The 18,719-nt window shown below is 62.5% G+C and carries 16 protein-coding genes and 1 tRNA gene; 14 read left to right on the forward strand and 3 right to left on the reverse strand.

Going from position 1 to position 18,719, the window contains the following annotated elements; all coding sequences use genetic code 11:
- Positions 1-5 precede the first annotated feature (5 nt).
- From ATK23_RS00980 to ilvA, 9 genes are all read left to right on the forward strand, one after another.
- On the forward strand, positions 6-716 hold the full coding sequence (locus ATK23_RS00980) for a DUF501 domain-containing protein (protein ID WP_066139853.1): 711 nt from the start codon (positions 6-8) through the stop codon (positions 714-716).
- Positions 716-1,642, forward strand: a complete 927-nt coding sequence (locus ATK23_RS00985) for a Ppx/GppA phosphatase family protein (RefSeq protein WP_174520603.1) — start codon at positions 716-718, stop codon at positions 1,640-1,642. Before ATK23_RS00980 ends, ATK23_RS00985 begins: the two co-directional genes overlap by 1 nt.
- Positions 1,643-1,796: 154 nt before the next feature.
- On the forward strand, positions 1,797-3,182 hold the full coding sequence (locus tag ATK23_RS00990) for a S8 family serine peptidase (RefSeq protein ID WP_245858469.1): 1,386 nt from the start codon (positions 1,797-1,799) through the stop codon (positions 3,180-3,182).
- A 190-nt stretch (positions 3,183-3,372) separates the two neighbouring features.
- Positions 3,373-4,740 (forward strand): NAD(P)/FAD-dependent oxidoreductase, encoded by a 1,368-nt coding sequence (locus tag ATK23_RS00995; RefSeq protein WP_038989906.1) that lies wholly within the window; start codon positions 3,373-3,375, stop codon positions 4,738-4,740.
- 117 nt (positions 4,741-4,857) lie between these two features.
- A tRNA-Leu gene (locus ATK23_RS01000) sits at positions 4,858-4,939 on the forward strand.
- Positions 4,940-5,236: 297 nt separating this feature from the next.
- Positions 5,237-6,043, forward strand: coding sequence for a Bax inhibitor-1/YccA family protein (locus ATK23_RS01005; RefSeq protein WP_083515510.1), 807 nt, complete (start codon positions 5,237-5,239; stop codon positions 6,041-6,043).
- Positions 6,044-6,257: 214 nt separating this feature from the next.
- Positions 6,258-7,715, forward strand: coding sequence for an APC family permease (locus tag ATK23_RS01010; protein WP_066139843.1), 1,458 nt, complete (start codon positions 6,258-6,260; stop codon positions 7,713-7,715).
- A 192-nt stretch (positions 7,716-7,907) separates the two neighbouring features.
- Positions 7,908-9,227 (forward strand): AI-2E family transporter, encoded by a 1,320-nt coding sequence (locus tag ATK23_RS01015; RefSeq protein ID WP_066139839.1) that lies wholly within the window; start codon positions 7,908-7,910, stop codon positions 9,225-9,227.
- 3 nt (positions 9,228-9,230) lie between these two features.
- Positions 9,231-10,502, forward strand: coding sequence for a threonine ammonia-lyase (ilvA, locus tag ATK23_RS01020; protein ID WP_066139836.1), 1,272 nt, complete (start codon positions 9,231-9,233; stop codon positions 10,500-10,502).
- Between the two features lie 72 nt (positions 10,503-10,574).
- On the opposite strand, the gene greA is transcribed toward ilvA, so the two are convergent.
- On the reverse strand, positions 10,575-11,072 hold the full coding sequence (gene greA, locus ATK23_RS01025) for a transcription elongation factor GreA (protein WP_038989900.1): 498 nt from the start codon (positions 11,070-11,072) through the stop codon (positions 10,575-10,577).
- Between the two features lie 290 nt (positions 11,073-11,362).
- Entirely contained in the window at positions 11,363-11,782 is a 420-nt protein-coding gene (locus tag ATK23_RS01030; RefSeq protein WP_052253530.1) for a DUF4307 domain-containing protein, read from the reverse strand.
- A gap of 239 nt (positions 11,783-12,021) precedes the next feature.
- On the opposite strand from ATK23_RS01030, the gene mca reads away from it, so the two are divergent.
- The 5 genes from mca (at position 12,022) to ATK23_RS01055 (ending at position 17,825) form a co-directional block, all read left to right on the forward strand.
- Positions 12,022-12,888 (forward strand): mycothiol conjugate amidase Mca, encoded by an 867-nt coding sequence (gene mca, locus ATK23_RS01035; protein ID WP_066140344.1) that lies wholly within the window; start codon positions 12,022-12,024, stop codon positions 12,886-12,888.
- A 44-nt stretch (positions 12,889-12,932) separates the two neighbouring features.
- Entirely contained in the window at positions 12,933-13,214 is a 282-nt protein-coding gene (locus tag ATK23_RS01040; RefSeq protein ID WP_066139833.1) for a hypothetical protein, read from the forward strand.
- A 32-nt stretch (positions 13,215-13,246) separates the two neighbouring features.
- Positions 13,247-15,361 (forward strand): thioredoxin domain-containing protein, encoded by a 2,115-nt coding sequence (locus tag ATK23_RS01045; RefSeq protein ID WP_083515509.1) that lies wholly within the window; start codon positions 13,247-13,249, stop codon positions 15,359-15,361.
- A 118-nt stretch (positions 15,362-15,479) separates the two neighbouring features.
- The gene (locus ATK23_RS01050) at positions 15,480-16,241 is read left to right on the forward strand and encodes an isoprenyl transferase (RefSeq protein ID WP_066139828.1); all 762 of its coding nucleotides are present in this window, start codon (positions 15,480-15,482) and stop codon (positions 16,239-16,241) included.
- Between the two features lie 267 nt (positions 16,242-16,508).
- Positions 16,509-17,825 carry an RNA 5'-3' helicase PhoH2 gene (locus tag ATK23_RS01055; RefSeq protein WP_066139825.1) on the forward strand — a complete coding sequence of 439 codons (1,317 nt, stop codon included), beginning with the start codon at positions 16,509-16,511 and terminating at the stop codon, positions 17,823-17,825.
- Here ATK23_RS01055 and ATK23_RS01060 read toward each other — a convergent pair.
- Positions 17,822-18,640 carry a hypothetical protein gene (locus tag ATK23_RS01060; protein ID WP_066139822.1) on the reverse strand — a complete coding sequence of 273 codons (819 nt, stop codon included), beginning with the start codon at positions 18,638-18,640 and terminating at the stop codon, positions 17,822-17,824. The genes ATK23_RS01055 and ATK23_RS01060 overlap by 4 nt on opposite strands.
- Positions 18,641-18,719: the final 79 nt, after the last annotated feature.

The raw sequence follows: 18,719 nt of genomic DNA on the forward strand, positions 1-18,719 counted from the left end.
TAACCGTGACTGAACAGCCAATCCGCGAAGCCCTTGACGCCGCCGGACGAGTACCGAGCGAAGCCGACCTGGACACCCTGTCCCGCCAGCTGAACCGCCCGGTGCGCGATGTGGTGGAGATTGGTGCGCGCTGCGTGTGCGGCAATCCGCTGGTGGCGACGACCGCCCCGCGCCTGTCCTCGGGCATCCCGTTCCCGACCACCTACTACCTGGCGCACCCGGTGATCACCTCGGCTGTTTCCCGCCTGGAGGCGGCCGGGCTGATGAACGAGATGAATGACCGCCTGGGCGAGGACGCTCAGCTGGCGCAAGCCTATGCCGAGGCCCACGAGTCGTACCTGGCCAACCGCGATGCCATCGGCCAGCGCTCGGGCACCGGCGCCGTTCCGGAAATCGCCGGGGTTTCCGCTGGCGGCATGCCGACCCGCGTCAAGTGCCTGCACGTGCTGGTGGGCCACTCGCTGGCAGCCGGCGAAGGCGTGAACCCGCTGGGCGACGAGGCGCTGGCCGCCATCGCCGAGTGGTGGACCAAGGACAACTGCTACTGCGTTGGCGCGTGGGACACCGAATCCGAGGCGCCGAGCCGTGACCGCTCGCGCCACGTGAAGACCCAGGAACAGCAGGACCCGGAGGCCAAGCGCGCAGAGCGTGCCCGCAAGCGTGCCGAGCGCGAGGCGGCCCAGGCGGCCGAGTCCGCCGAGAAGGGTGATGCTTGATGCGCGTTGCCGGTATTGACTGCGGAACCAACTCCATCCGTCTGCTGATCGCCGACGTCGATGCCGATGGCCAGCTGGTCGACGTGCTGCGCACCATGCGCATCGTGCGCCTGGGCCAGGGCGTCGACGCGACCGGCGCCTTCGCACCCGAAGCCTTGGAGCGCACCTTCGAAGCCGCCCGCGAGTACAAGAAGCTGTGCGATGAGCACCAGGTGGAAGCGATCCGCTTCGCCGCGACCTCCGCGGCCCGCGATGCATCGAACCGCGAAGTCTTCTCCGAGCGGATCACCAAGATCCTGGGCGTGGCCCCTGAAGTGATCAGCGGCGAGGAGGAAGCCTCCCTGTCCTTTGCCGGAGCGGCATTGGTCCGGGCGGGGCAAAGCGGCAAGTCGCTGGTGATCGACCTCGGCGGCGGATCCACTGAATTCGTGCTCGGCGATGCCACCGGTCCGCTGGCGGCCAAGAGCCTGGACATGGGGTGCGTACGCGTCACCGAGCGCTTCCACCAGACGGGTCTGCGTTCGGATGAAGCGCTGGGATTCATGGACAGCACCTTGGAAACCCTGTCCGGAACCGTGGATGTGACGCAGGTGGATGCTGTGATCATGGTTGCCGGCACCTTCACCACGCTCACCGCCCAGGCCCTGGGCCTGAAGCAGTACGAGTCCGAAAAGATCCACGGGGCGCAGCTGAGTTTCGCCCAGATGCGCCAGGCGACCGCAAGCATGCTGTCCTACACCCGGGACGAGCGCGCCGCGCTGGGCTTCATGCATCCTGGCCGAGTCGACGTGATCCAGGCCGGTGCCGCAATTGTCCAACGCATCCTTCATTACCTCGAAAAGGCCAGCGGAAACCGCGAAATGGTCCTGATTGCCTCGGAACACGATATCCTCGACGGAATCGCGGCTTCAGCTGCCGTGGCCTGAACCTGTCATCCAGTCACCGACCCAAGGAGTTGTTTTGAGCTCAGCTTTGCGCGCCAGGAATAGAACGGGCTTGATAAAGCTCAGCTCTCTGCTCGTCGCAGCACTGCTGGCGGCCACCCTGCTCAGCGTGGGCGCTCCGGCCCGCGCCGACAACATGCGCGAGTCCGAGTACTGGCTCGATTCCCTGGGCGTGACCGAAGCGCACAAGACGACCAAGGGCGAAGGCGTCAAGGTCGCGGTCATCGACACCGGCATCGATACCACTCATCCGGATCTGAAGGGTGCTGTGGTCGGCGGTGCGGACATGTCCGGTTCGGGCGGCGAGAAAGGCAACAAGCCGATTGGCGTAATGAGCGAGCACGGCACCCTGGTGGCGACCCTGCTCGCAGGACGCGGGAACAACAAGGGCGAGATCAAGCGGATCAAATCCGAGAACGAGCGCTTGAAGGCCGCGTGGGAAAAGGCCAAGAAGCACGCCGAGGAAGAAGACGAGGACATTCCCGAGGAGCCTGAGTACGAAAAGGTTCCCAAGCTGAAGAGCGGCAAGGACGGCGTGCTCGGCGTCGCCCCGGCAGCGGATCTGCTGTCAGTGTCGCTGTGGATGGGCGAGGGCAACCCGTCGAAGATTCCGGTGGAAACCCAGATTCCCCGTGCTGTGAAGTGGGCCGTGGATTCCGGAGCCAAGGTCATCAACATGTCCCTGGGCTCCACCAGCCCGGCGTGGCCGGAAAGCTGGGATGACGCTTTCAAGTATGCAGAGGACCATGACGTGGTCATTGTCGCCGCGGCGGGCAACCGTTCGGGCGGCATGAGCCAGGTGGGCGCCCCGGCGACCATTCCCGGGGTGCTGACCGTGGCTGGCGTCGATGCCAACGGCAAGGCTTCGCAGGATTCCTCGACCGAAGGCATTTCCATCGGCGTGGCTGCCCCCGCCGAGCAATTGGTCGGCGGCTTGCCGGATGATGGCTACGCCCGCTGGTCGGGCACCTCCGGTGCGGCCCCGCTGGTTGCCGGCGTGGCAGCGCTGATCCGCTCGCAGTACCCGGAGATGAAGGCTCCCGAGGTCATCAACCGCATCCTGAAGACCGCCAAGGACACCGGCGCACCGGGCGTGGATAACCTCTACGGCTACGGAATCATCGATGCCCATGCTGCGGTGACTGCGACTGTACCTAAAGTCTCGGAGAACCCGCTGGGCACGATCAGCGAGTGGATCCGCGTGCATCGCCGCAACGCTGAGAAGACCGCTGATACCCCGGCTCCGGGTGTTTCGATGGAGAAATCGGATCTCAAGCAGGTCGCGGCGCCCAAGCCGATGCTTCCCGACGGCTCGGCGCCGGCGCTGCAGCCGGTGCTCATCGTGGGCGGGGGAGTTCTCCTGCTGCTGGTGCTCATTGCCGGCTCCACCCAGACCCTGGTGCGCCGCCGACGCGAGAAAGCAGCGGCGCAGCTCGGTTCGGCGTCATTGAGCTCGCTGCAAGTTCCTGACCAGGCGGATGGCCGGGACCTGTTTGACGAGATTCCCGAAGAAGATAGGTAAAAAGCGTTCTCAGCGGGGTGGATCCTGAAGTTCCACCCCGCTTTTGCGCGCTTTCCATCCGTTAATTCGACGCCTGGGGGCACGTTGTGCCGGTACGAAGCTCCCGAGCCTGGCGAAGACGTGACACACCGAACGAAAATCGTTAGTGAATGTTTTCACTAACTCGAAAAATCCGCGTAGAATCAACAGTATGTCGATCATCGAAACCTCCCAGAAGCGTCCGCGCATCCTGATCGTCGGCGGTGGCTACGTAGGCCTGTACGTCGCGATGAAGTTGCAGAAGAAGGTCAAGGCACACGGCGGCATCGTCACCGTTGTCGACCCGAACCCATACATGACTTACCAGCCTTTCCTGCCAGAAGTTGCAGGTGGCCAGATCGAGCCACGCCACGTTGTGGTCTCGCACCGCCAGCACTTGAAGCACTCCGAGCTGGTCAACGGCCGCGTGCTGAGCGTCGACCACGCCAACAAGAAGGCCGTGATTGCTCCGGTCAATGGCGAGCAGTTCGAGCTGGAGTACACCGACATCGTAATGTCCGCTGGTGCGGTTACCCGTACCTTCCCGATCTCCGGCCTGGCTGAAACCGGCATCGGCCTGAAGACCATCGAAGAGGCCGTCGCCCTGCGCAACAAGGTTGCCGAGCGCATCGAGTCCGCTTCGAACATGACTGACCCAGTGGCCCGCAAGCGCGCACTGACCTTCGTCGTTGTCGGTGGCGGCTTTGCCGGCATCGAAACCATCGCCGAGCTCGAAGACATGGCTCGCCACCTGATCAAGCTAAACGACCGCATTGACGAAAAGGAAGCACGCTTCGTTCTCGTCGAGGCCATGGGCCGCATCATGCCAGAGGTCACCGCGGAGCAGGCCGAGTGGGTTGTCGAGCACCTGCGCAGCCGCGGCATCGAGGTACTGCTGAACACTTCGCTGAACAACGCTGAAGAAGGCAACCTGGAACTGATTAACATGGCTGACAAGTCCCCAGCGGGCGAGTTCGGTGCAGACACCCTGATCTGGACCGCTGGCGTCATGGCCAACCCGATGGTCCGCTCCACCGATTTCCCGATCGAGCAGCGCGGCCGCATCGAGACCCGCACCGACCTGCGCATCAAGGACGCCAACGGCGAACCGCTGGAAGGCGCCTGGGCAGCCGGCGACATCTCGGCAGTCAAGGACGTCACCGGCGGCCTGCCAGACGGCACCTGCGTTCCGAACGCGCAGCACGCTGTGCGCCAGGCCAAGCTGTTGGCGAAGAACCTGTATGCTGCCCGCTACGGCGTTGGCACCATCAAGGAATACAAGCACAAGAACCTCGGCGCAGTGGCCGGCTTCGGCAAGAACAAGGGCGTTGCCAAGGTTGTCGGCATCAAGCTCAAGGGCTGGCCAGCATGGATGGCGCACCGTGGCTACCACGGCATGGCCATGCCAACCTTCGAGCGCAAGTTCCGCGTTGTCGGCGACTGGCTGGTTGCGTTGTTCTTCAAGCGCGATGCGCTGCAGCTGAACAACCTCGAAGCGCCACGCACTGCTTTCGAGGAGTCGGCCAAGCCAAAGAAGTAGGCTTGGGACGCAGATGATCGACGATGATGCGAGGGGCCAAGCGATTGGCTCCTCGCATGCGTCAGCAAAGCTGAATTTTCTATTTGCTTTGCCGATCACGTAAAATTTGAGAGTCCTGCCCCTATGGTGGAATTGGCATACACGGCTGACTTAAAATCAGCTGCCGCAAGGCTTGTGGGTTCGAGTCCCACTGGGGGTACAGAGTAAGGCCGACGTGGTCCGGATTTTCCGGTCCGCATCGGTCTTTTCTCTTGCCGCCAGCAAGGGCACGTTCGCCGTCCACCCTCCGGCATCGTTCCTCGACCATATTTTCGTCTGACGCAACCATGATGCTGGAAGTTTCAAGAATATCGCTGAGAGAGTAGTTTTTCCTCGGGAAATTGCCCTATATCATCCTTCCGACTGAGTGATTTCACAGCAATCCTCAATAGGATTAAGCAAAAGATCTTCAGCTAGCCAAGCGGCTGGCGAATTCGCAATCTATAGGGGAATGACATTGGGCAATCCAATTTTTGGTTCTAGCAGCCGCTCCGATGCTTGGGGAACCAAGCCTGGAAGTCCTGTTGGATTCCGCGACACCGAAAACATGAGCGCAGACCAGCTGAATCAGATGTACCAGCAGCCTGCCGCAACCAGCGCCGACACAGGCCGCATGACCATCGGTGACACTATCAACAAGACCGTGTTCTGCCTGGCCTTGGTTGTCGTTGGCGCCGCGATTGGTTGGGTCATGCCGGCACTCATGCTGCCAGGCGCCCTGGTTGGTTTCGTCCTCGGCCTGGTTAACGCTTTCAAGAAGCGCCCATCTCCAGTGCTGATCCTCCTGTACTCTGCAGCCCAGGGCTTGTTCCTCGGCGGTCTGTCCGGTTTCCTCGAGAACATGCAAGGCATGCAGGGAATCGCCATCCAGGCTGTGCTTGCGACCCTGTGTGTTGCCGGCGTAACTTTGGCGCTGTACCGCTCGGGCAAGTACCGGATGACGCCTAAGCTGAACAAGATGTTCATGATCGGCATGGTCGGCCTGATCGTCTTCTCGCTGCTCAACATGGTCCTGATGCTCACCGGCGTGATCGACGGCATGTTCGGCATGCGCGGTGGCGTGCTCGGCCTGGTTATCGGTGTCGTTGCCGTACTGCTGGCAACCTACGCACTGGTTGCCGACTTCACCATGATCGAGGAACTGTCCAACCAGGGCGCTCCGGCCATCATGGCTTGGCGCGGTGCCTTCGGACTGACCATGACCCTGATCTGGCTGTACACCGAGATCCTGCGCATCCTCGCGATCCTGCGCGGCGACGACTAGCCGCAGCAGCACAGCTTGCAAGGACCAGTGCCCAATTCGGGCACTGGTCCTTGTGGGTTAAGCACCTGTTCAAATATGAATCCAATATGTACTGCCGAAACCGCCAATGCGATGGAAAATGACAGCTGATTGGGCAGTTACGCGAATCCTTGGTTAGATTTCCCTGTAGCTATTCAGTTATCCAACTCACAGTTATTTTGACAGGAAGAGCGCAATGGCAGTCGAGCAAGCAGAAGGAAATTCGCCGGGTCTGGTGAAGTCCCTGGGCAACCTGGATGCCCTGGCCCTGGGGTTCGGAGCGATGATCGGCTTCGGCTGGGTGGTGCTCACCGGTGGATGGCTGGATAACGCTGGCACCTTGGGCGCTGTGCTGGCCATGGTCGTTGGCGGTGGCATCATGGCTGTCGTCGGCTTGACCTATGCCGAACTGACCGCGGCCATGCCGAAAGCCGGCGGCGAGCACAACTTCATCCTGCGTGCTTTGGGAGCCCGGCCGTCATTTATCGGTTCCTGGGCGATCACCGGCGGCTACGTGACCATCGTGGCTTTCGAAGCGGTCGCCTTGCCGCGGACCGTGGAATACATCTTCCCCGGCATGAGCCGGATTCCCCTGTGGACCATTGCCGGTTTTGAAGTAAACCTGACCTGGGCATTGGTCGGCGTGCTGTCGGCAATCATCATCACCTGGATCAATATTCGCGGCGTGAAGCAAGCCGGGGTGCTGCAGACTTTCGTGGTGCTGTTCCTCTTGGCCATCGGCCTCATGATGATAGCCGGGGCCTTTGCCGGTGGCGAAGCCAAGAACATGGAACCGTTCTTCACCCCGGGAACCAGCGGGTTCTTTGCCGTACTGGTGGCCGTGCCCTTCTTGTTCATCGGCTTCGACGTGATTTCGCAGTCTGCCGAGGAAGTGAAGATTCCGGCCAAGCAAATTGGCAAGCTCGTGGTCCTCTCCGTCATCCTGGCCACCGTCTGGTACGTGATGGTCGTCCTGACCACGTCCTCGGCGATGCCGGCAGCGCAACTGGCCGGAGCCGACATTGCAACGGCGGATGCGTTCGGAGCCTTGTTCGGTTCGGATCTGATGGCCAAGGTGCTGATCGCCGGCGGCATCGCCGGCATCCTGACCTCGTGGAACTCGCTGCTGCTCGGAGCCTCCCGGCTGGTCTACTCGCTGGCCCGCAGCGGCATGCTCCCATCCTGGTTCGGCAAACTGCATCCCAAGTACCGCACCCCGGCCAACGCCCTGGTCTTCATCGGCGGAATCTCCATGCTGGCCCCATTCTTCGGTGCCGAAATGCTGGGATGGCTCGTTGATTCGGGAGCGCCAAGCATCATCGTTGCCTACTTCCTGGTCTCGGTCACCTTCCTGGTGCTGCGCAAGCGCGAACCGAAGATGGACCGGCCGTTGCGCGTCGGCGGCACCGGAAATGCTGGAGCGGTCATCGGCTGGATTTCGGTCCTGCTTACCGCTGCGCTCTTCAGCCTGTACATGCCGGGCATGCCTGCATCATTGAGCTGGGAACCATGGGCCATCTTCGCCATCTGGTGGGCCTTGGGCGCAATCTACTTCTTCAAGGTGCCAGCCGGTATCAAGCCCGGCGAAGACGCCGAGGAAAAGGTCCTTGAAGCTGTCATGCGCCGCCGGAGCAAGGGTGCGCGAAACGCCTGATGAACCGTGGCTTCCACGCCCCATGTCCAGGATTTGGCGGCCTGCGCAATCTGGTTACCTGCGGCGGAGTGAAATACACATATTGAATTAGATTTCTAGGACCAGTGCCCATATCGGGCACTGGTCTTTGGAATTTGTCACAATTGAGACATGGATCAAGACGCTGTCTGGCAAACGCGATAGCGTAGTTCCATGAAAAGCAGCCGGTTGGAACGTCTACGCCGTATTCGTGTCTCGCTTCCGAGCAAGCCGGCGGAAATCCCTGCCGCACCGAGCCCAGATCTGACGGATTTCAAAAGCGCCGAGGACATGCCCTACGCAGTGCGCATGGCAGCCGCGTGGGCCTGGCGTTTTTTGATCATCGTCGCAGCCGTGGGCGTACTGGTGTGGGCGCTGTCAAAAGTCTCCCTGCTTGTCATCCCGGTTCTCGTCGCGGCGCTGCTGGCCGGGCTGCTCTCACCGGTCGTGAACACGATGAACCGCAAGCTGGCGGTGCCCCGCGGGTTGGCCGTCGGCATTACGCTCATCGGGTTCCTGGCGCTAGTTACAGCTGGACTCTCGGTTGCAGGGCAAAAGCTCTCAGCCGGATTCACCGCCCTGTGGACCCAAGCCCTGTCGGGCATCGAGCAGGTCCAGGATTGGCTGTTCAACGGCCCGCTCAAGCTGACCAATGACGACCTGCAAAACGTGCTGGACGACGCCCTGGTCCAGCTTCGCGGCAATGCCACCAACATCCTGAGCGAGGCCATCAGCTGGACTTCGGCGATCGGGCAGATCCTGACCGGCACTTTGCTGGCAGTCTTCGCGCTGATTTTCCTGCTGCTCGACGGACGCAAGATCGGCTTGTTCCTGGTGAACCTCTTGCCGCGCCGCGCCCGCCCGGCGATGGACGGGGCCCTGACCCGCGGCTGGGGCTCGCTGGTCCGCTACGTGCGCGTCCAGATGGTGGTGGCGCTGATCGACGCTATCGGCATCGGGTTCGGCGCCTTCTTCCTCGGCGTGCCGCTGGCGATGCCGCTGGGCGTGCTGGTCTTCGTCGGCTCCTTCATCCCGATCGTCGGTGCGCTGTTTACCGGCGCCCTGGCAGTTTTGCTTGCCCTGGTTGCCAATGGCTGGATCAACGCGCTGATCATGCTGGCCGTCGTGCTGCTGGTCCAGCAAGCCGAATCCAATATCCTGCAGCCGCTGATCATGGGCAAGGCAGTCAGCCTGCACCCGCTGGCAGTCGTCCTGGCCGTCGCCGGGGGCACGATGCTCGCAGGCATTCCCGGCGCGCTCTTCGCGGTACCGCTGCTGGCAGTGATCAACGCGGTCGCGAAATACCTGTCGGGCAGAGCCTGGGAAACCGATGAATTCGTGATTGAGCTCTACGGTAGCCAGATCGCGGCGGACAGTCCCAAAACCAGCGACCCGGGGAAGGCAAGCCCAGCCGCAACGGCTGCAGGCGCCGCCCCCGCCCCACAAGCTTCGCCGGAGCCCCGGCACCCTGAGCCCACCGCAGATGAGGAATAAACCATGAGCACTGAAACTACGTTGCCCGTAACGCTGGCTGAGATCGAAGCCGCGGCCGAAGTACTCAAGCCGGTCATTGCCCGCACCCCGGTAGAGCACTCCCGCGTGCTCTCCCAGCACGTTGGCGCCGAAGTCTTCCTCAAATGCGAGAACATGCAGCGCGCCGGATCCTTCAAGGTCCGCGGCGCCTATGTGCGCATGTCCAAGCTCAGCGACGAGGAGAAGGCGCGCGGAGTCGTCGCCGCATCGGCAGGCAACCACGCGCAGGGCGTCGCCCAGGCCGCCAGCCACCTCGGCATCAAGGCGCGGATCTACATGCCGCTAGGCGTCGCGCTGCCGAAGCTGACCGCAACGCGTGACCATGGCGCGGAAGTCGTTCTGTTCGGCAACAATGTCGATGAAGCGCTGGCCGAGGCGCAGCGTTTCGCCGACGAATCCGGCGCAGTCTTCGTGCATCCCTTCGACCACCCGGACATCATCGCTGGACAGGGCACCATCGGCCTGGAGCTGCTTGAGCAACTGCCTGAGATCGACACCGTGCTGATGGGCGTGGGCGGCGGCGGGCTGCTGGCCGGCGTTGCCATTGCGCTGAAGGAGAAGGCCCGCGAACTGGGCCGCGAGATCAAGGTGGTGGGCGTCCAGGCGGAAAACGCCGCGGCCTACCCGCCATCACTGGCCGCTGACGCATTGGTCCCGCTGGATACCGTGCACACCATTGCCGATGGCATCGCCGTCGGCAAGCCGGGGCAGCTGCCGTTCACGATCATCAAGGAATTGGTCGACGACGTGGTGACGGTATCGGAAGATACGCTCGCGCGCGCTTTGGTGGTGCTCCTGGAACGCAACAAGCTCGTGGTGGAACCCGCTGGCGCGGTGGGCGTCGCGGCCCTGCTGGAGAACAAGCTGGAGGCACACGGGATCAACCCGGCAACCACCGCTGTAATCCTTTCCGGAGGCAATATCGACCCGCTGCTGATGCTCAAGGTGATCCAGCGTGGCCTGTCTGCGGCCGGCCGCTTCCTGACCATTCGGATGATGCTTCCGGACCGTCCCGGTTCGCTGGCGCAGATCTCCAACATCATCGCCGAATCAGATGCCAACGTCACCCGCCTGGACCACACCCGCATCGGCGGTTCGCTGTCCATGGGCGATGTCGCGATCACCATCGATTTGGAGACCAAGGGCCATGAGCATTCCAAGACGGTGCTGAACAACCTGCGCGCCGAGGGCTTCGACCCGCAGATCACCAACACGGCAGGCGGTTCGGTCGCCTAGCCACGAGCAGCAAAGCGCGATGGCCGCCACCCCCTGCGGGGTGGCGGCCATCGCGCTGTTCTGTGGATCCTGTTACGAGGCCTGGTAAGGCTTCGCGGAGATGATCTCAACCTTGATGTCGCGGCCGTTTGGTGCCAGGTACGACAGCTTGTCGCCCACCTTGGCGCCGTGCACGGCAACGCCGATAGGGGACTGCTCGGAGTAGACCTCGAGGTCGGTGTCGCCGGCAACTTCGCGGGAGCCGAACAGGAAGGTGGTTTCGTCGCCTGCGATATTGGCGACTACCAGCATGCCAGGCTCGACAACTCCGTCATCGGCAGGAGCTTCGCCTACGTCGGCGCGACGCAGCAGATCCTTCAGGTACAGGATGCGGGCTTCGGCCTTGCCCTGCTCTTCACGAGCGGCGTGGTAACCGCCGTTCTCCTTCAGGTCACCTTCCGAACGTGCCTGCTCGATACGGGCAACGATCTCGGCACGTCCCGGGCCTGAGAGGAAAGTCAGTTCGTCCTGGAGCCGATCGTAGGCTTCCTGAGTCAGCCAAACGACAGGTTCGTTGCTGTTGGTGCTCACGTTGTACTTCCTTTGGTCAGTAGGGACTTCGCTCTGCCTTGGGAACCTGCAATAGGTCCTAAAGCCGAACGCCACCGGAACGGTGGCGTCGACGAAGTCGGATTCGGTACGGATCTGCGGGCTCGCACGTTATTGGAGATGCAAGCAAAGACCCCGCTAGGCTCATGTCCTTTTGCTTTGCTAGAACCATGCGCCGATGCGGGGCGAAACGTATCTTTTCAACGATAGTAGTCGCCAAAACGCTTTAAGCCCAATAGATTCAGCTATTAGGGGATGAACAAGCTGAAATGTTAACCCTTGTATTCTTGCGGAACCTCGTAGCAGGACTCCACGCCAACCGTGGTCGCAAGGTTATCGGTGTGCAGGTCGACATCCAGGCGCTGGGTGATGTGCCCGGTAGCTTCTCCTGGATCAAGCAAGACGGTTTCGTAACCGACAATCGCCTTGGATTCATTCATCGCTCGAATGTCGCACTGCACGCGGTGCTTGGCGTTGTATTCAACCGCGACAATGGCCTTGGCCTGGGTTGCGGAAACGACCTCGAACTCGATGTCCTGCGCCTGGATGGCAGTGTAATTGCTGAAGCCGAAATAAGCGGCCCCGGCAACGCCGACGGAGAGCGCGGCAGCAATCAGCCAATTACGCGTTTTCTTAGGAAGACTGCGTTTCTTGGGGTTGTTGTAGCGAGCCGTTAAGCTTGGATCAGACATTACTTGCCTTGCACCACTCTCTTGCCTGGCGGAATTCGAATAGGGAATGCCGTATAGAGGTTCCCTGCTCAAGTTTACCGTCTTTCGGCATGGGGGAATAACCGGTGGTCGGCTATGAGTTGTTATGGATGACGGGCAGATTTGAGGCTTCGGGCTGTCCAAAAACGTGGCATAAGGAAAGAAGATAAGTGGAGATTCACGACGTGAAGAAAATTGCTCCTTCGCAGGGTCTGCGGCTCATGGCTATTCACGCGCACCCGGATGACGAATCTTCGAAGGGCGCCGCAACGATGGCCGCCTATGTCGATGCCGGCGCCGAGGTCATGGTCGTTTCCTGCACCGGCGGAGAGCGCGGAGATATCCTCAACGCCGCCGCTGGCGAACTCGCCCATGCGCACCGCGACCTCGCGGGCGTTCGTCGCACCGAAATGGCCGAGGCCGCTGCGGTCCTGGGCGTCAAGCACCGCTGGCTGGGCTACGTCGACTCCGGCCTGCCGGAAGGCGATCCGCTGCCCGAGCTGCCTTTTGGTGCCTTCGCCTTGCAGCCAGTTGAAATCGCCGCTGCCGGGATCATCAAGCTGATCCGGGAATTCCGTCCACATGTCATCACGACCTATGACGAAAATGGCGGCTACCCCCACCCGGACCATATCCACTGCCACAAGGTTTCCACCTTTGCCTTCGAGCATGCGGCCAATCCTGAAATGTACCCGGAGCTGGGCGCCCCGTGGTCGGTCAGCAAGCTGTACTACGACCGTGCCTTCGCCTCGGATCGCTTCCGCACCTTGCACTACGCGATGCTGGAAGCCGGGTACGAATCCCCGTACACCGAGCGCGTTGAGCAGTGGGAAGCGGACGAAGGCAACCAGATGTTCAAGTGGGTTTCCCCACACACCACGACCACCCAGATCCACTGCGCGGACTTCTTCTCGCAGCGCGACCAGGCGTTGCTGGCGCATAGAACCCAGATTGATCCGGAAGGTTTCTTCTTCGCCGTGCCGGAACACGTCTACGCGGAGCATTGGCCGTGGGAGGACTACACGCTGATCTCCTCCAAGGTAGCCACCGAGTTGCCCGAGACCGACCTGTTTGCCGGACTAAGATAGTACTAAGCGCTTTTCCAGTACTAGAAATGAGTTGTCTTTACATCGTGAATACGATCTTTGAATCCTTGGCTCTGACTTCCTCGACCATGGGTTTCGGCACGGAGACTGCCAGCGATTACGGTCCAGGATTCCTCGGATTCATTTTCACCGCAGCCATGGTCGTTGCCGTGATCTTCCTGATCCGCGACATGATCCGCCGTGTCCGCCGCGTGCGCTACACCTCGGAAGCAGAGGCAAAGCAGCAGGAGATGGTGTCCAAGGGCGAAGAGCGCAAGCTCCAGGAACCCGATGAGCCGCACGACCCGAAGACCGACGAGCAGCAGTAGGAGCTTTGTGAGCTGCGCGATAGCATGATTGCGTGGCACAACGACTCGCTGGCTCATCCAGCCAATACCTCAGACAGCATTCGCATCAACTAGTCGACTGGTTCCCCTATGGGGACGAAGCCTTCGAACAGGCCCGGTTGCGCGACGTACCGGTGATGCTTTCCATCGGCTACGCGGCCTGCCACTGGTGCCACGTGATGAGCCACGAGTCCTTCGACGATCCCGAGATCGCGGCGCTGCTGAACGAGAACTTCGTCGCCATCAAGGTCGACCGCGAAGAGCATCCGCTCGTCGACGACACCTACATGCTGGCCACCCAGGCGCTCACCGGTGCCGGAGGCTGGCCGATGACCATTTTCGCGCTGCCCGACGGGAGAACCGTGCATGCCGGCACGTACTATCCGAAGGAGCCCCGCGGCAAGACCCCGAGCTTCCGCCAAGTGCTCGATGCGGTCCATGAAGCCTGGGAAACCAAGCGCGAATCGCTGGAGGAGCAGGCCCAGATGCTCGCCGGGCATCTGGCCGAACTCGGAAGCCGGCAAAGCTCGCTGTTGTCCCTGCAATCCCAGGAACCAGCGGACAAGGCCTTCGGGGCAGCGCTGGACCGGTGGATTGCCGGCACGAAGCCGGAAGGCGGTTTCACCCCTGCACCCAAATTCCCTCCGACCTGGGCCCTGAAAACACTGTGGCGTGCAGTAATCACCACCCCTGATCGGGCCGAAGAGGCCTTCACCGCCGCGGCCACCCACCTCGAAGCGATGTTCCTCGGCGGCTTGCAGGATCACGTTGAGGGCGGTTTCGCCCGCTACTGCGTCGACGAGAACTGGTCGGTCCCGCACTTCGAGAAGATGCTCTACGACAATGCCGGGCTGCTGTCGCTGGCGGCACGCACCAGCGTGCTGGCCGCCGAATTCGCCAGCACCTCCGAAGGGGAAGCGGCCCAGCGCGCGCAGACGCTGGCCGGACTGGCCCGGCGCAGCGCCGAAGGCATCATCGATTTCCTCAACGAGGAACTGCTCACCTCGTCGTCCGCAGCTCCGGCCTTCGCCGCGTCGCTGGATGCCGATTCATCCCGTGATGGCAAGCAGATCGAAGGTGCGTACTACACCTTCAACCGCGAGGAGATGGCGCTGGTTTCCGACCCGCTGATTCATCGCCTGCCCAAGGGGCTGCTGCGCTTCGCGCCGGTGGCCGAGGACCCGCAGAACTTCTGCTTCTCGCTGCTGCGGGCGCCCGAGCCGAGCGAACTTGGCGTCCTGCAGGAACTGCGCGAGGCAATGCGGGCGCTGCGCCGCTCGCGGATCATGCCGGTCCGCGACGAAAAGGTGATCGCCGGCTGGAACGGCCTGGCCATCGAAGCCCTGGCTGAAGCCGCGCTGCTGCTGGACCAGCCGAGGGCCCTGGAGCTCGCCGAGAAGGCGGCCAATTCTGTGTGGCAGATGCAGTGGGATGAGCGTGCCGGACGGCTGGCTCGGGTGAGCTTCTCCAACCGTGCCGAGCACGGCAACGAGGGGACGTTGCAGGACTATGCCGCCTTGGCCCTGGGCTTCTTGGCGTTGGGCCAGGCCAGCGGCCAGAAGCAGTGGGCAGCGAGGGCCAGCCAGTTGCTGGGACGTGCAGCCGACTTCGTGGATCCGGAAACCGGGGTGCCGCGCGACGCGGTGGGCGCAGATGCGCGGATCGCCGCCCAGCGCGGCAACATCGCTGCGGTCACGGTGCTTGATGACGCGCTGCCGGCTTCGGGGGCGCTCTACGCCAAGGCGTTGGCAATGCAGGCGCTGCAGTCCATGGCTGCAGGGGAGTACAGCGAAGCTGATGCGGCGGCCTTGGACAGCGCCCGCGTGGTTTCGGCCCATGCGCTGGCGTTGGCCAGCGATGCGCCGACACAGGTGGCGACCGCCTTGGAAGTGCAATGCATCGTTTCCAGCCCCGTCCAGTATCTTGCGCTGTCGCAGTGGGATTCGGCAGAAGCCAAGCGCGTGCGTTCCGTGGCGTTGAGCCTGGGGATGATTGTGCGTCACGATCCGTCGCTGCCCGGCGCGGAGAACGGCCTCAAGATCCAGCCGTGCCGCGAGGAATTGTGCCAGATGCCAGTGGCCGGGATGGACGGATTCTTCTCGCTGTTCGCTTCGGGAAAGGACGCCTGAGCCCAGGGCGAAGAGCCCGCCGTGGACGCGGTGCGGCGGGCAGATGCCCGCGCTTCGTGATAATTAGCGGTAGATTTAGAACCTAGAGTTTTGGAATCTACCGAAAGGAAGGGACAAGGTGCAGCTACCGAACCTTGCGTACCGTTACTACGAACGGCGCTTGGCGAAGTCCCTTCCTGCCGACAAGCTTCCGCACCATATTGGCGTGATGGTCGACGGCAACCGCCGGTGGGCCAAGCTGGCCGGCACCCCGACGATGGCGGGCCACCAGGCCGGTGCCGACAAGATCCTGGAATTCCTCGACTGGTGCGAGGACCTGGATATCAAGATGGTCACCTTGTACATGCTCTCCACCGACAATCTCAACCGGGAAGCCGGCGAGCTGCGCGACCTGCTGGAGGTCATCGGCTCGACCCTGGACCGGCTGGGCGAGACCAACCGGGTCAAGGTCCAGCAGGTGGGAGCGAAGGACCTGCTGCCCGAGGACTTGGCGCAGAAGCTCGCCGCCCTGGAAACCGTGACTGCCAACCGCACCGGCGTCCATGTGAACGTAGCCATCGGCTACGGCGGGCGCCGCGAGATCCTCGATGCGTTCAAGGCGTTGCTGTGCAAGGCCGCCGAGGATGGGCGCACGATCGAGGAGCTGGCCGAGGGCCTGTCTACCGAAGACATCGAATCGGCCCTCTACACCAAGGGCCAGCCGGATCCGGACCTGGTGATCCGCACCAGCGGCGAGCAGCGCCTGTCCGGCTTCCTGACCTGGCAAAGCGCCTACTCGGAGTTCTACTTCTGCGAGGCGCTGTGGCCGGATTTCCGCCGCGTCGACTTCCTGCGCGCCCTGCGCGACTTCGCTGACCGCCAGCGCCGCTTCGGAACCTGAGCCGAGCGCGTTGCGCCAGGCTCGGCTGTTCAACTAATCGTTACCTGAACGTAGTGTGTGCGTCGTCTCTTGGTGGCGTTTCGGGGTCTAAGGTGATCATAAGGCCGGGGCATCAAGTCCCAGCTGAGCGAAGGGTTCCACACTAGATGACCAAATGCAGCGCCAGCCGGATTGCTATCCGGAATCGCCTTGGGCATCCGGTGCCGGGATTCCCCACTGACGCGTGGGGAGAGTCCCCACGCCGGATTCGAGAATGGGTGCGCTGCCATGACACGAACAGCCGAACAGGGTGTACGAACCTACGTCATTGATACGTCGGTCTTGCTTTCCGATCCGAAAGCCATGTTCCACTTCGATGAGCACCATGTCGTGATTCCGCTGACCGTAGTCACCGAGCTGGAACACAAGCGCAAGGACCCGGATCTGGGTTTCTTCGCACGCCAGGCCTTGCGGCTGCTTGATGACTTGATCGCCAGCCATGGCGGGCTGGCCCAGGCGGTACCGGTGTCCAAGACCGGTGGAACGCTGCGCATCGAATTGAATAATATTGCCCCAGAGGTCCTCCCGGTGGGCATGCGCTCAGGCGATAACGATTCACGCATCCTGGCTGTCGCCAAGCACCTGCTGGATGAAGGCCTCGACGTTGCCCTGGTGACCAAGGATCTGCCGATGCGCATCAAGGCCTCGGCCATGGGGATCCTTGCCGAGGTGTACCGCAATGAGCTGATCGCCTCAACCGGTTGGACCGGCACCCAGCAGCTGGAACTGGACGAAGAGACCATGGCCAAGCTCTACGAGCACGAGCAGCTGCTGAACCACCCTGCGGCAGCCGATGAACCGATCAACACCGGCTTCGTGATCACCTCGCCGCGCGGAAGCGCCCTGGGCCGCAAGGTGGATGCGAACACCGTGAAGCTGGTGCGCGGAGACCAGCAGGCCTTCGGACTGCACGGCCGCAGCGCCGAGCAGCGCATCGCCCTGGACCTGCTGATGGACCCTTCCGTGGGCATCGTCTCGCTGGGCGGCAACGCCGGCACCGGCAAGTCCGCATTGGCACTATGCGCAGGGATGGAAGCGGTGCTTGAACGCAGGGAGCACCGGAAGATCACCGTGTTCCGTCCCCTGTACGCTGTCGGCGGCCAGGAATTGGGCTACCTGCCCGGATCCGAAGGGGAGAAAATGGGACCGTGGGCCCAGGCGGTCTTCGATACCCTCGGGTCGATCGTGTCGAAGAACGCCATCGATGAAGTGGTGGAACGCGGGATGCTGGAAGTGCTGCCGCTGACCCACATCCGCGGGCGTTCGCTGCATGATTCCTACGTCATCGTCGACGAAGCCCAGTCCCTGGAACGAAATGTGCTGCTCACGGTGCTCTCGCGCATCGGGCAGAATTCCAAGGTGGTGCTCACCCATGACGTGGCGCAGCGCGACAACCTGCATGTGGGACGCTATGACGGCGTCGCCGCGGTGGTGGAACAGCTCAAGGGGCACTCGCTGTTCGGGCATGTGACCCTGACCCGATCGGAACGCTCTGCCATCGCCGCGCTGGTCACCAACCTGCTGGATACTCCGACGCTGGCCTAGGACCGGCGTTCGCTGCGCAGCTCCCACGGAATCGGTGCCCGGACATCGGTCAGCGTGGGAGCTGGGGCCGTGAACAGCGAATCGATGTAGTACTCGTTGTGCGCGAGAACCTGGAGCGAGAGTTCCGGGGCCGGCGGCATTCCGGAAGGGGCGGCCAGCACCCGGCGGTTCAGGCAGACGCCGGTTGCCAGATCCAGGACCAGGAGGGTCCGAGCGCCTTCGGGAACCAGGGGAGCGCTGGCCAGCGTGGGCTGGTAGGTATGCCCCGCGGTGAGGACGGCGGCCAGCGCTGGCCGGCCGTCGTGGGTGATCTCGGCCAGCTCGTGGATGTAGGTGGGGTGGTCGAATGCCAGATCATGCGAGGCGGGCTCGGTTCCGGCAAGCTCCACGGGATCGAGCATCGATTCCCAATGCTCCAGTGGCAGCAGCCCGTTGAAGCCGGAAATATCTGGACGGCGCAATATCAACTGGTCCGAGGTGTACACCGGGGAGGTCAGCGAGGCAGGCAGCTTCCAGGAGGAATTCGTGGCAGCGACATAGCCGCGGCTGCGGTCCGCGGTGAACTTCTCCTGCTGGTACACCAGCTGCCCATCTGCCGAACGCACGGCAATGGCTTCGCGCTGGCGGATGATGGCGGTCAGCGTTCCTTCCAAGCCATCTTCCGGCTTGGCGTATTCGCCCGGGACCTGGACCTGGAACTGCAGCGAGGTGCTCAGCCAAGGGGCTGAACGGGCCAGGGCGCGGAAACGGCGCCGAGCAGCGGATTCAGGGGCAGACTGCCCGGGGAAAAGAAGTGGAACTGCAGGAACGTCCATACCCTAATTGTAGAAGCGGAAGAATTATTCACAAGGGGAACACCCTCTGCCGCACAGGCGTGGACATGCCTATGCTCTA

It is taken from the genome of Glutamicibacter nicotianae (assembly GCF_002797775.1).
Classification (GTDB): Bacteria; Actinomycetota; Actinomycetes; order Actinomycetales; family Micrococcaceae; genus Glutamicibacter; species Glutamicibacter nicotianae.

Coding starts and splice junctions, on each gene's coding strand:
- ATK23_RS00985 (WP_174520603.1), top strand. CDS start 716: ATGCGCGTTGCCGGTATTGACTGCGGAACCAACTCCATCCGTCTGCTG.
- ATK23_RS00990 (WP_245858469.1), top strand. CDS start 1,797: ATGCGCGAGTCCGAGTACTGGCTCGATTCCCTGGGCGTGACCGAAGCG.
- ATK23_RS00995 (WP_038989906.1), top strand. CDS start 3,373: ATGTCGATCATCGAAACCTCCCAGAAGCGTCCGCGCATCCTGATCGTC.
- ATK23_RS01010 (WP_066139843.1), top strand. CDS start 6,258: ATGGCAGTCGAGCAAGCAGAAGGAAATTCGCCGGGTCTGGTGAAGTCC.
- ATK23_RS01015 (WP_066139839.1), top strand. CDS start 7,908: ATGAAAAGCAGCCGGTTGGAACGTCTACGCCGTATTCGTGTCTCGCTT.
- ilvA (WP_066139836.1), top strand. CDS start 9,231: ATGAGCACTGAAACTACGTTGCCCGTAACGCTGGCTGAGATCGAAGCC.
- ATK23_RS01030 (WP_052253530.1), bottom strand. CDS start 11,782: ATGTCTGATCCAAGCTTAACGGCTCGCTACAACAACCCCAAGAAACGC.
- mca (WP_066140344.1), top strand. CDS start 12,022: ATGGCTATTCACGCGCACCCGGATGACGAATCTTCGAAGGGCGCCGCA.
- ATK23_RS01055 (WP_066139825.1), top strand. CDS start 16,509: ATGACACGAACAGCCGAACAGGGTGTACGAACCTACGTCATTGATACG.
- ATK23_RS01060 (WP_066139822.1), bottom strand. CDS start 18,640: ATGGACGTTCCTGCAGTTCCACTTCTTTTCCCCGGGCAGTCTGCCCCT.